We start from the raw sequence: 12,651 nt of genomic DNA on the forward strand, positions 1-12,651 counted from the left end.
GCTCGAGAGCCTGCCGGTGGAGCACCTGGAGGCCACCGGGCCCCGGGAGGTGCGGGTCGAGCTGGTGAGGCCGGTGATCTTCTCGCGCAAGCGCCTGGCCGAGGTGCGGCTCCTGCCGGCCGACGTCGCGGCCTGCGAGTCCCTCACCGATCTCTCCCACCTCTCGGGGACCGGCCCCTTCCGGCAGGTGGAGGCCCTGGAGCCGGGCACCCTGCGCCTCGAGCGCTTCGAGGGCTACTGGGACTCGGACCCCGTCCTCGGTCCACTGCCCCTGCTCGACGAGGTCGTGCTCGCCTTCGAGCCCGACCTCCTCCGGAGGATCCGGCTTCTCGACTCGGGCCGGGCGCAGGTCGGCTTGTTCATCGGCTCGTTCGGTGACGATGGGGAGGCCCTCCTGGCGAAGGCCAAAGGCGAAGGTCGCCCGGCCCTGGTGAGGCTCCCCGTGAAGAGCATCGCCTTCTACCTGAGCGAGCTGGTCCTCTCCGCCCGGGAGGGCACGCTGCTGGCGGACCCGCGGGTGCGCCGCGCCATCGGCTTCAGCCTGGACCGCGCAGCGCTGGCCCACCCCCCCGCGGTGCCCCTCCATCGCTTCCTCGATCCTCGCTTCAGCGCCTATCGCCCGAGCGTCGAGGGCTTCTCCCTGGACCGGGAGCGGGCGGCCGCCCTGCTCGAGGCCGCGGGCATCGATCTGACCGCCTCGCCCCCCACCCTGCGCCTGGGCTGCCTGGAGGTCTTCCGCCGGCGCTGCGAGGAGATTGCCTCGCAGCTCACCGAGGCCGGCTGGAGGGTCGAGCGACATGAGCTGGTGGTCGCGGCGATGGAGCGCAACCTCGAGATCGGGGAGATCGACGCGACGGTCGGCGGCTTCCTCTACCCCTACTACGGTACCGAGCCCTGGCCCTATCTGACCTACATCGCGAACCGCAACCGCGCCCGCACCGGCCGGGGCTCCCGGATCGCCTCCATCTACGAGCGCCTGGATCGCGCCGTGAGCCAGGCCGATCGGATCGCCCTCTACGGAGCCCTGGAAGAGGCCCTGCTCGAGGACGCCACCTTGATCCCGCTGGTGGGCGGCTCGCCCGAGGACGCGGAGTTCGACACCATCGGGTCCCTCCTCGACCCCCGGATCCGGGGTCTGCCGGTGGACGACCCCGGCGCGCAGCAACCCCTCCGGGACCTCGTGGGCGTGGTCCAGACCCGCATCCTCACCGACCACAACCTCGCCGCCCTGCGCCACGTCTGGCTGGCGGACGACCCGACCGCCGCCACCAGCCCATCAGGCGAGTGACGGGCCAGTAGCCGGCGGGGAAGCCGGGCTCGGCGCACCAGGCCGTGGAGGAGGCCGCGCCGCTCGCGCCGCCGGCGCCGCCGGCGTTCTCCATCCCCGCGGCGCAGTTCTCGACGCACTGGAGGGAGCCGGTGTCGTAGGCGGCCAGGCCGGCGCCGCCGTTGCCGCCGCTGGTGCCGTTGGTCCCGCCGCCGCCCTCGCTGCCCGGGGCGCCGTTGCCGGCCCAGACGACGTTGTTCGAGATCAGGAGGGCGGCGTTGCTGTTGCGCACCCAGATCCCGTAGCTGTTCTCCCCCGGAGCGGCGGCGTTCTCGCCGTAGATCACGAAGCCGTCGATCGAGGCGCCGGTGGTGATGCCGTCGGCGATCACCGCCTTGCGGTGACCCGGGCCGCTGTTGCCGTAGAGCGCGGTGGTGTTCGCCGCGGGGTTCCGGCCCCAGGTCACGGGGTTGTAGCCACCGAGGAGGGAGAGCCCGTCGATGAGGGTGACGGTCTCGTAGTAGGCGCCGGAGCTGACGTAGACCCGGGTCTTCCCGGCCTGCGCCGCGGCGCGGGCCAGGCCCTGGCCGATGGTGGCGCAGGGGGTGGTCTGCCCGCCGCAGGTGGCGAAGTCGGCGCCGCCGTTGGCGAGGGTCGAGACGAAGACCACCGAGCTGTCGATCTGGAACTCGCAGCCGTTGGAGGAGACCACGTCCAGGTCGAGGTAGTCGTGGGTGCCGTCGCAGGCGGCGTGCCCGTCGCCGACGGTGCAGCAGCTCATCCGGCACTGGGGGATGCCGCTGGCGTCGCAGCTGCCCCAGGCGTTCGCCCGGTCGAAGACCGCGGTGCAGTCGATGAAGCAGGAGCCGCAGGCGGTGTCGGTGTCGTAGACCCCGGTCGCCTGGTTGAGCCAGCCCTCGTCGGTGGTGCCGTCGCAGTCGTCGTCGGCGCCGTTGCAGATCTCGGCGGAGGGGCTGCCCGCGCTCGCCGAGCAGATCGTCGGCCCCGCGGGGTTCCCCGCGTCGCAGATCCGGATGCCCGCGGCGAGGCAGGCGCCCTGCCCCGAGCTGCAGGCGTTGCCCTTGTCGGTCCACAGCACCTCGTCGGTCGCGCCGTCGCAGTCGTCGTCGAAGGCGTTGCAGACCTCGGCGCCCGGCGGGCTCGGGGTCGCCGAGCAGACCGTCGGTCCGGAGGGGCTGCCGGTGTCGCAGATCTTGATGCCCGGCTGGGCGCAGATCCCCTGGCCGGCGATGCAGCCCGTCCCCAGGTCGGCCCAGCTGATCTCGTCGGTCTGGCCGTCGCAGTCGTCGTCGATCCCGTTGCAGACCTCGGTGCCGCCGGGGGCGGGGCCGACGGAGCAGACCGTGGGGCCGCCGGGGCTCGCCGTGTCGCAGACCCGGATGCCGGTCTGCTGGCAGGCGCCGGAGCCCGCGGTGCAGATCGTCCCCTTGTCCGCCCAGAGGATCTCGTCCGTCTGGCCGTCGCAGTCGTCGTCCAGGCCGTTGCAGACCTCGCTGCCCGCCGCACCCGGCGTCGCCGAGCAGACGGTGGCGCCGCCGGGGTTCCCCGTGTCGCAGACCCGCACGCCGGTCGCCTGGCACTGGCCGGTCCCCGCCGTGCAGACGGTGCCCTTGTCCGCCCAGCTCCCCTCGTCGGTCTGGCCGTCGCAGTCGTCGTCCAGCCCGTTGCAGACCTCCGTCCCGGCCGCCCCCGAGGTCGCCGAGCAGACCGTCGGGCCCGCGGGGTTCGCCGTGTCGCAGATCCGGGTGCCGGTGGTCTCACAGAGGCCCGCCCCCGAGGTGCAGACCGTGCCCTTGTCCGCCCAGAGGATCTCGTCGGTCTGGCCGTCGCAGTCGTCGTCGAGGGCGTTGCAGACCTCGGCGCCGGCCGCGCCCGGGGTCGCCGAGCAGACGGTGGGGCCGGCGGGGCTGGCGGTGTCGCAGACCTTGGTGCCGGTGGCCTGGCACTGGCCCTGCCCCACGGTGCAGACGGTGCCCTTGTCGGCCCACGGGGCCTCCTCGTCGGTCTGCCCGTCGCAGTCGTCGTCCAGGCCGTTGCAGATCTCGGCGCCGCCGGCGCCGGCGCTCACCGAGCAGACGGTGGACCCGCCCGGGTTCGCCGTGTCGCAGACCCGCACGCCCACCGTCTCGCAGGCGCCGCTGCCCTCCCGGCAGATCGCGCCGAGGTCGGCCCAGAGGGCGTCCTCGTCGGTCAGGCCGTCGCAGTCGTTGTCGACCCGGTCGCAGACCTCGGCGCTCTGCGCGCCGGCCACGGCGTTGCAGAGGGTGGGCGCGCTCGGATCGGCGGGGTTGCAGACGAGCACCCCGGTGCGCTGGCAGGCGCCCAGCCCGACGCTGCAGAGGCTCCCCTTGTCCGCCCAGGCCGCGTCCTCGTCGGTCTGACCGTCACAGTCGTCGTCCAGGCCGTTGCAGGTCTCGGGGTTGCCCAGCTGCCCCTGGCTGGCGGAGCAGAGGGTCGGGCCGGCCGGGTCGGCGGGATCGCAGAGGCGGATGCCGGCGGTCTCGCAGATGCCCAGGCCCGAGGTGCAGACCTGACCCTTGTCGGCCCAGGTGGCGTCCTCGTCGGTCTCGCCGTCGCAGTCGTCGTCGATGCCGTTGCAGACCTCCACACCGGGGCTGGCCGGCACGGCGTTGCAGAGGGTGGGCCCCTCCTCGTCGACGGCGTCGCAGATCATCAGGCCGGGGCGGGCGCAGGCGCCGACGCCGGCGGTGCAGAACTCGCCGAGGTCGGCCCAGGCCGCGCCCTCGTCGGTGTCCCCGTCGCAGTCGTTGTCGAAGCCGTCGCAGACCTCGGTCACCGGCGGGCCGGCGATCGCGTCGCAGATGCTGGGGCCGGAGGCGTCGAGGGGATCGCAGACGTAGATGCCCACGCCGACGCAGCCGCCGCGCTGCACCCGGCAGACGTCGTTGAGGTTGCTCCACTGGGGCTCCTCGTCGGTCTCCCCGTCACAGTCGTCGTCGACGCCGTTGCAGATCTCGGTGTCCCCGCTGCCGGGCGTCCCCGAGCAGACCAGCGGGCCGCTGCGGTCGCTCTCGTCGCAGATCATCACCCCGGAGGCCTGGCAGGCCCCCAGGCCCACGAAGCAGGTCTCCCCCTTGGTGGCCCAGGCCTCCTCCTCGTCGGTCTCGCCGTCGCAGTCGTCGTCGATGCCGTTGCAGACCTCGTCCGGGCAGTTGCCCAGCCCGGGGCCTCCGCAGCTGCAGCCCTGCAGGAGCAGGAGAGGCGAGAGCGCGACGAGCAGCCCCCAGAAGAGAGTGGTCCGGCCGAAGAGAGTGCCCATCCGCCCAGGATAGCGGGCGCGGAGCGACGCGGCGAGCGAAAGCCCGCGCGCGACGCTACTCGATGACCAGGAGCAGGGTGCCGCCGTCGACGGTGTCGCCGGTCTCGACCCGGATCTCGGAGAGGGTGCCGGCCTTGGGGGCCTTCAGCTCGTTCTCCATCTTCATGGCCTCGACCACGATCACGCCCTCGCCCTCGGCGACCTCGTCGCCGACGGCCTTGAGGAGCTTCACGACCTTCCCGGGCATGGGGGCCTTGAGCTCGACCCGGCCCTCGACCTCGAAGCCCCCGCCCGCGGCGCGCATGCGCAGCCGCCGCTCGTCGAGCACCTCGAGGGGGAAGCGGTGGCCCCGCACCGAGACCACCATCTTCTCGGGGTGGGCCTCGTCGGCGTGGAGGTCGACCTCGTAGCTCTTGCCGTCGACGAGCAGCGACCAGGTGCCGCCCTCGAGGAAGATCGCGTCGACGACGTGCTCCTTGCCGTCGAGGGTCACGCGGTGGGAGGCCTCGGCGCCGTTCTCCACCAGCAGGAGCTCGTGCTCCTCGCCGGCGTGGAGCGCCAGGTAGCGGGTCGGTTGCTTCTTATCGGCTGAGGCCACGGCGGCGTCCCTCGTTCTTCCAGTTGCTCTGCTCGGGGGCGCGGGCGCCCAGGGCCTTGCTCGCCAGGCGCCGGGTGCGGTCCTGGCTGTAGATGGCCCCGGCCAGCATCGCCACCTCGTGCAGCGAGTCGGTGTCGGGCGCCAGGAGCTCGTCCTTCGCGGCGTCCAGGAAGCCCGTGTCGTAGTGCCCCGAGACGAAGGTCGGGTGGCGCAGCACCCTCCGGAGCCAGGCGACGTTGGTGCGCAGGCCGGTGACCTCCAGCTCGGAGAGGGCCCGGTCCAGGCGGGCGATGGCGGTCTCGCGATCCGGCCCCCGGGCGCAGAGCTTGGCGATCATCGGGTCGTAGTGGATCGGCACCTCCCAGCCGGCGTAGATGCCGCTGTCGAGGCGCACCCCCGGACCCCCGGGGACCCGCAGGTAGGAGATCCGGCCCGGCGTCGGCAGGAAGCCCTGCTCGGGATCCTCGGCGTAGATCCGCGCCTCGATGGCGTGGCCCCGGGGCAGGCGGGTCGACTCGGTGGTGGCCAGCGGGCGGCCGGCGGCGACCTCGAGCTGCAGCTTCACCAGGTCCACCCCGTCGTTCACCATCTCGGTGATGGGGTGCTCGACCTGGAGCCGGGTGTTCATCTCGAGGAAGTAGAAGTTCCGGTGGGCGTCCACCAGGAACTCGACGGTGCCCGCGCCGAGGTAGTCGACCGCCCTCGCGGCCTGGCAGGCGACCTCGCCCATCTGCTCCCGCATCGCCTCGTCGACGATCGGGCTGGGGGTCTCCTCGATGACCTTCTGGTGGCGCCGCTGCACCGAGCACTCGCGCTCGCCGAAGTGCACCACGTTGCCGTGGCTGTCGGCGAAGATCTGGATCTCGATGTGGCGGGGCTCGAGCAGGTACTTCTCCAGGTAGATCCGCCCGTCGCCGAAGGAGGCCTCGGCCTCGCGGCGCGCGGCCTCGAAGGCGGCCTTCAGCTCCGCGGCGTCGTCCACCCGCCGCATGCCCTTGCCGCCGCCGCCGGCCGCGGCCTTGAGCATCACCGGGTAGCCCGCCTTCTCGGCCTCGGCGAGGGCCTCCTCGGCGGTCTCGATGGCCGCCTCGGTGCCCGGCACCACCGGCACCCCGGCGGCGATCATCTTCTGCCGGGCCCGGGTCTTCTCGCCCATGGCGATCATGCTGCTGGCGGGCGGGCCGATGAGGGTCAGGCCCGCGTCCTTCACGGCGGTGGCGAACTCGGGGTTCTCCGAGAGGAAGCCGTAGCCGGGGTGGATCGCCTCGGCGCCGCTCTTCTTCGCCACCGCGAGGATCTTGTCGATCCGCAGGTAGCTCTCGCTGCTCGCCGCCGGGCCGATGGGGTAGGCCTCGCCGGCGTAGCGCACGTGGAGGCTGGCCCGGTCGGGCTCGCTGTAGACCGCGACGGTGCGCACCCCCAGCTCGCGGCAGGTGCGCATGACCCGCACGGCGATCTCGCCGCGGTTGGCGACGAGGACCTTGGAGAAGGGCCTCTGGTATCCGTTGGAGGCGCTCACAGCGGGATGTTCCCGTGCTTCTTGGGGGGGTTCTGCTGCTGCTTGGTCTCCAGCATCTGGAGGGCAGCGACGAGGCGGGCCCGGGTCTCCTCGGGGCGGATGACCTCGTCGATGTAGCCGAGCTCGGCGGCCTTGTAGGGGTTGGCGAAGGTCTCGCGGTAGTCCTTCACCAGGCCGTCCTTGGCGCCGACCGGATCGTCGGACTTCTTCAGGTCCTCGCGGAAGATGATGTTCACCGCGCCGTCGGGCCCCATCACCGCGATCTCGGCGGTGGGGTAGGCGTAGTTGATGTCGGCCCGGATGTGCTTGGAGGCCATCACGTCGTAGGCGCCGCCGTAGGCCTTCCGGGTGATCAGGGTGATCTTCGGCACCGTGGCCTCGGCGAAGGCGTAGAGGAGCTTGGCGCCGTGCTTGATGATGCCGCCCCACTCCTGGTCGGTGCCCGGGAGGAAGCCCGGCACGTCCACCAGGGTGATGAGGGGGATGTTGAAGGCGTCGCAGAAGCGCACGAAGCGGGCGGCCTTCACCGAGGCGCCGATGTCCAGGCAGCCGGCCAGCACCATGGGCTGGTTGGCGACGATGCCGACGCTGCGCCCCGCCAGGCGACCGAAGCCCACCACCATGTTCATGGCGAAGTGCTCCTGGATCTCGAAGAAGTGCTGGTCGTCCAGCACCGCCTGGATGATCTCCTTGATGTCGTAGGGCTTGTTCGGGTTCGCCGGCACCAGGCCCGGCAGCCTCGGATCCTGCCGGTCGACCGGATCCTCGGTGGGGACGTAGGGGGCGTCCTCGGCGTTGTTCGAGGGGAGGTAGGAGAGCAGCTCCCGCAGGGTGCGGATGACCCCCGCCTCGTCCTCGGCCACCAGGTGGGCGACGCCGGACTTCTGGGCGTGGGCCAGGGCGCCGCCGAGGTCCTCCTTGGTGACCTCCTCGTGGGTCACCGTCTTGATGACGTCGGGACCCGTGATGAACATGTAGGCGTTCTCCTTGGACATCACCACGAAGTCGGTGATGGCCGGGGAGTAGACCGCGCCGCCGGCGCAGGGCCCCAGGATCGCGGAGATCTGGGGGACGACCCCGGAGGCCAGGGTGTTGCGCAGGAAGATGTCGGCGTAGCCGCCGAGGGAGGCCACCCCCTCCTGGATCCGGGCCCCGCCCGAGTCGTTGAGGCCCACCACCGGCGCGCCGACCCGCATGGCGAGGTCCATCACCTTGCAGATCTTCTCGGCGTTCGCCAGGGAGAGGGAGCCGCCGAAGACGGTGAAGTCCTGGGCGAAGACGAAGACCTTCCGGCCGTCGACCAGGCCGTAGCCGCTGACCACGCCGTCGCCGGGGATCTTGCTCTCCTCCATCCCGAAGTCGGTGCAGCGGTGGGTCTTGAGGCGGTCGAGCTCCACGAAGGTGCCCGCGTCCAGCAGGCTCTCGATCCGCTCGCGGGCGGTGAGCTTGCCGGCGGCGTGCTGCCGCTCCTTTCGGGCGGCGCCGCCGCCCTCCTCGGCCCGGGCCTCGAGGGCCTCCAGGCGGTCTCGCAAAGACTGGATTTCGGGGTCGACCTTCGCCTTGCTGCTCATCTGCCTCGTCCCATCTCCCGGTTGTCGGAAAGGACGGGCATCCTAAAGGGGCAGCGCCCTCTGGAGAAGCCCTAGGGGCGGGAGGCGCGCGAGGATGAGGGGGCCCGGGGCGAGGGCAGGTCGACCTCCAGCTCGAGGGCGGGGCCGGCCTCGAGCTCCACCGGCCAGAGCTCGACCCGCCAGGGCAGGGGCTCCTGGCTCGAGCGCGCCAGCTCCAGCCCGTAGACCAGCAGGGCCTCGGCCAGAGAGGTGGGCGGATCGGGCAGGCGCTCAGCGTCGATGGCGCTGGCCAGCTGCACCGGGTCGAGGCGCAGGGAGAAGGCCCGGCCTCGCTCCCCGCCGCCGGAGGCGCCGAGCTGGCCGAGGGCGAGGGTCAGCTCGGGGCGGGTGGAGAGGTAGAGCTGCTCGCCGGCCAGCCCGAGCTCGACCTCGAGGGGGGCGCCCGGCCCCTTCATGCGCCGCAGGCGGTAGCGCGGCGCCTCGGGCGTCCCGAGCCCCTCGGCCTCCACGCCCCGCCCGCCGAGGTGCTTCACCAGCGCCTCGAGGGCCGCCGCGGCCTCCCCGCGCTCCCCAACGCAGCGGGCCACCCAGAGCTGCTCGAAGCCCTTGAGGGCCACGACCTCCGGGGGCAGCGCGCCCTTGCCCGGGCGGGCCTGGAGCAGCTGTGGCTCGAAGCCCTGCAGGAGGAGGGCGACCTCGCCGCCGAGCAGCCCGGTCAGGGCCGCCTCGGCCTCCCGGTCGGCCTTCGTTCGGCAGCCGGGGCAGAGCGCGGTGAGGGCCGCGCTCACGCCGAGGGAGGAGGCCAGCTGCCCCGCCCCGCGCAGGCGGGCCCGCAGGAGCAGGCTCGAGGGCACCACCTCGAGGGCGGCGAAGGGGGCCGAGCCCTCCTCGAGGAGCAGGGTCTCGGTGGTCGCCCGGCCCCGGGCCGTGATCCCGCCGGCCTGGATCCTCAGCCCCACCCGGAGGGCGCCCTCCCAGAGGGCGGTGAGGCCACCGGCGAAGAGCTCGAGCGGCGCGTCGACCTCGGGCAGGGCCTCGCGCTCCACCCGCCCGGCCAGGGTCTCGCGGGGCGGCGCCACGGCGCCGCGCAGGGCGGCGAGATCGTCGGCGCCACCGACCAGGAGGTGCTCGCCACGCACGGCCAGGAAGAGGGCGATCCGCCGGCCCTCCCGGCAGAGGGAGAGGTCGAGCCCGCCGGCCCGCGCCGTGCCCGCCTTGCAGGCGGCGCCCGGCCAGCCGGCGCGGATCCGCATGGCGCGCTCGAGGAGGCCGGCGGGGAGACCCTCGGGGGAGAGGGGCAGGACGGCCACCCAGGCCCCGGGGCGCCACCAGAGGGCGGCCGGCGCCGCCGAGATCAGCCCGTCGGCCGCGAGGGCCTCGCCGCCCAGCTCGGGGGTGCCCATCGCCTTGCGCAGCCCGTCGGCGTAGCCGACGTCGAAGCGGGAGTGGACCCCGGCCGCCTTCAGCTCGTCCATCAACGCCCCGGCGTCGTCGAGGAGCCCGCCGAGGGAGGCGATCAGGAGGGCCACCCGGGCGTCCCGGGGGACCAGCTGGGCCGCCACCGCCCGGCCGCTCGCCCAGGAGCCCTCCTGGGCGCCGGCCACCTCGAGCTCGGAGACGGCCTCGATCCGCCGGAGCTGCTCGCGGGTCGCCTCGGTGATCTCGCGGGGATCACCGGCGGCGAGCGCCTCGGCCTTCCGGGGGGGAGGGCCCGGCGGCAGAGGCGGCAGCGCCGCCGGATCGATGGCCTCCGCTGGAGGCACGATCGGCTCCTCCTCCGGGCAGCCCGTGCTCGCGAGGAGCAGCAGGGCGAGCGCCGGGAGGAGAGAGCTCCAGGATCCGGGTCGAGTCACCTTCTCTCGGTGCTCGGCCTAGAAGGGAATGTCGTCGTCCGGGCCGCCGCCGTCGAAGCCCGGAGGAGGCGGGCCGAAGTCGTCGGGCCCCGGATCGCCGTAGCCGCGGCCGCCACCGCCGCCGCCGCCGCCGCCCTGGCCGCCCTTGTCGAGGAACTGCACCGTCTGGGCGACGATCTCGGTGGTGTAGCGCTTGTTGCCGTCACGGTCCTGCCAGTCGCGGGTCTGGATGCGACCCTCGACGTAGACCGTCCGGCCCTTGGAGAGATACTCGCCGCAGAGCTCGGCGGTGCGACCCCAGGTGACGATGCGGTGCCACTCGGTCCGCTCCTGCTTCTGGCCGCCCTTGTCCTTCCACTGCTCGTTGGTGGCCACCGTGAAGTTGCATACCGCCGAGCCGCCGGTCGTGTAGCGCACCTCGGGGTCTTTCCCGAGGTTGCCGATGATGATCGCCTTGTTCACGCTGCCAGCCATCGTTCGCTCTCTCTTTATGTATGAGTGGTGCTGCCCGGCTCGCCCGCGCCTCTCGGGGACGGCGCGCCGGTCGTCATCGGATCTATCCCGCGCCGCGCGCCATGAGAAGCCCATCTCGATCGCGGCGGGTGCGGAGCCTAGCCCGGACCCCTGACATCCGGAGCGCCGCCTGCGCTAACCTCACCCCATGCCACCCCTCCGACGCCTCCCGCTCTTCCTCCTGCTGGGGTCCCTCTGGCTCCCGGCCCCCCTCGTCGCCCAGACCCTGACGCTGGCTGCGCGGGGGATCCCCGAGCGCCACCTCGGCCTGCAGCTCGGGCCGGGGAGGGTGACGGTCGCCTCCGTCAAGGTCCAGGGCGTGAGCGGCGGAAACCTGGTCAAGGTCGACTGCAACATCGACCACGCGGAGGTCTACGAGGCCTACCCCACGACCCTGGAGCTCGACGACAGCCTCGAGGGCCTGGTCTACGCCACCCTCCGCCCCTCCCCGGGCACCTGGGACACCTCCCTCGTGCCCGTCCTCCACTGCCTCGTGCGGGACGTCCCCACCTCCGAGACCACCCTGACCTTCGAGATCAACACCGAGGAGTTCTCCGGCACCTACCCGGCCCTGGAGCTCTACGATCACCAGGCCATGCTGGAGGGCCGATGGTGGCCAGTCACCCTGCGCTACCCCGAAGACGCCCCGACCCGGGACCTCTGGGTGGAGTGGCACGCCCTCACCTCGAACGTGGGCCTCTTCAACGAGGGGGCCACCGACCTGGACCCGACCCTGGCGACCACCAACTTCCTGTGGGTCGGCCCCCCCCACTCGGGCGAGGCCGTCATCCTGGCGCGGGTCATGGGCGGGAGGCCGGAGGGTGACTTCGACCTGCTGCTGGGCGTGGACACGGCGATCGAGGCGCCCGACCGCGAGCCCTTCTTCCAGCTCGACCCCCGCTTCGAGATCCACAGCGACACCGAGGGGGTCGATCTGCCCCTGAAGCTGCGCCCCGACGATCGCGGAACGCTGCGGGTGCGCGCCAGGGACCAGGACGACTGGGGCCCGGTCGAGATCGGCCGCGCCCACTGGTCGGCCAACTGGGACCACGCCCGCTTCGAGCCCTTCAGCCCCGATGACGTCCGGCGCGGCGTCATCGAGTCCGAGCTCGTCACCCCCTCCCCCAGCTTCTCCCAGCCCAGGAACGGCGGGCCACCCCGCCTGATGGTCTGGGCGATGGACCGGGACAGCTCCGCGTACAACTACCGGGAGATCCTGGTCGAGTTCACCGAGGAGGTCCCCTCCATCTATGCCTGCGGCCAGGGCCCCGGCAGCGAGGGCGCCCTCCCGGGCTTCCTCCTCCTCCTCGCCCTCCTCGTCCCGCACTTCCGGCGGCCTCCCCGGCGGGGGCGGGGCGGCCTGCTCCTGCTGCTCCTCCTCCTCGCGCCGGCGGGCGCGCGGGCTCAGGAGGAGGAGAAGAAGCCGGGCCTGGCCTTCACGGGGGTGGTCGCGCCCTCCAACGCCGATCCGGCGGAGGTGAAGGCGATCAGCGAGTACCTCCAGACGGAGCTCATCGCCCGGGGCCACTACCAGGTGGTGGGCCCCGCCGAGATCCAGGCCCTCATGGGCCTCGAGGCCCAGAAGCAGCTCCTGGGCTGCACCGACACCGCCGCCTCCTGCCTGGCCGAGGTGGGAGGCGCCCTGGGCAGCGATCGCCTGCTCTCGGGCAGCGTCACCCGGGTCGGCTCCTCGGTGATCCTCTCCCTCTCCCTCCTCGACGTGCAGAGCGCCCGCCTGATCCACCGGGCCGGTGAGCGGGTGAAGATCGACGAGAGCCTCGAGCCCCTCCTCGACGTCGTGCCGCGGCTGATCGACGAGGTGATCGCCCGGGACGAGCTGGTGGCCGGTGCCCCGCACCCGCAGACGGCCGTCGGCAGGTTCCACGGCTTCGCCCGCGACGCGGTCCTCGTCGCGCACAACGCGCCGTTCGACATGGCCTTCCTCGGCCGGCACCGGGCGTTCGAGAACCCCGTGCTCGACACGGTGCTCCTGTCGGCCGCGATCTTCGGCGAGACCGAGGTCCATACG

At 72.8% G+C, this 12,651-nt stretch carries 8 protein-coding genes; 2 read left to right on the plus strand and 6 right to left on the minus strand.

Annotation, left to right across the window (positions count from 1 at the left end; all coding sequences use genetic code 11):
• The coding region (locus P1V51_25070) for an ABC transporter substrate-binding protein (GenBank protein ID MDF1566328.1) at positions 1-1,288 on the plus strand (1,288 nt) is incomplete at its 5' end.
• On the opposite strand, the gene P1V51_25075 is transcribed toward P1V51_25070, so the two are convergent.
• The 6 genes from P1V51_25075 to P1V51_25100 form a co-directional block, all read right to left on the minus strand.
• Complete coding sequence (locus tag P1V51_25075; GenBank protein ID MDF1566329.1) at positions 1,206-4,568, minus strand: MopE-related protein; 3,363 nt, start codon at positions 4,566-4,568, stop codon at positions 1,206-1,208. The two genes, P1V51_25070 and P1V51_25075, sit on opposite strands and share 83 nt — an antisense overlap.
• Positions 4,569-4,623: 55 nt before the next feature.
• Complete coding sequence (locus P1V51_25080) at positions 4,624-5,166, minus strand: acetyl-CoA carboxylase biotin carboxyl carrier protein subunit (protein ID MDF1566330.1); 543 nt, start codon at positions 5,164-5,166, stop codon at positions 4,624-4,626.
• Positions 5,150-6,607: an acetyl-CoA carboxylase biotin carboxylase subunit gene (locus P1V51_25085; protein MDF1566331.1), complete on the minus strand. Its 1,458-nt coding sequence runs from the start codon at positions 6,605-6,607 to the stop codon at positions 5,150-5,152. Before P1V51_25085 ends, P1V51_25080 begins: the two co-directional genes overlap by 17 nt.
• Before the next feature lie 74 nt (positions 6,608-6,681).
• Entirely contained in the window at positions 6,682-8,256 is a 1,575-nt protein-coding gene (locus P1V51_25090) for an acyl-CoA carboxylase subunit beta (protein MDF1566332.1), read from the minus strand.
• Positions 8,257-8,327: 71 nt separating this feature from the next.
• Positions 8,328-10,109: a hypothetical protein gene (locus P1V51_25095; protein MDF1566333.1), complete on the minus strand. Its 1,782-nt coding sequence runs from the start codon at positions 10,107-10,109 to the stop codon at positions 8,328-8,330.
• 18 nt (positions 10,110-10,127) lie between these two features.
• Positions 10,128-10,583, minus strand: coding sequence for a single-stranded DNA-binding protein (locus P1V51_25100; GenBank protein ID MDF1566334.1), 456 nt, complete (start codon positions 10,581-10,583; stop codon positions 10,128-10,130).
• A gap of 187 nt (positions 10,584-10,770) precedes the next feature.
• Between P1V51_25100 and P1V51_25105 the strand changes: the two genes are divergently transcribed.
• Positions 10,771-12,651, plus strand: a 1,881-nt coding sequence (locus tag P1V51_25105) for a 3'-5' exonuclease (protein MDF1566335.1), incomplete at its 3' end; no start/stop codon positions are given.

Source organism: Deltaproteobacteria bacterium, assembly GCA_029210625.1.
In the GTDB taxonomy this organism is placed as follows: Bacteria; Myxococcota; Myxococcia; order SLRQ01; family SLRQ01; genus JARGFU01.

Bases quoted from the DNA above. Each gene is read 5' to 3' on its own strand.
- P1V51_25075 (MDF1566329.1), bottom strand. From the start codon at position 4,568: ATGGGCACTCTCTTCGGCCGGACCACTCTCTTCTGGGGGCTGCTCGTC.
- P1V51_25085 (MDF1566331.1), bottom strand. From the start codon at position 6,607: ATGCGCACCTGCCGCGAGCTGGGGGTGCGCACCGTCGCGGTCTACAGC.
- P1V51_25090 (MDF1566332.1), bottom strand. From the start codon at position 8,256: ATGAGCAGCAAGGCGAAGGTCGACCCCGAAATCCAGTCTTTGCGAGAC.
- P1V51_25100 (MDF1566334.1), bottom strand. From the start codon at position 10,583: ATGGCTGGCAGCGTGAACAAGGCGATCATCATCGGCAACCTCGGGAAA.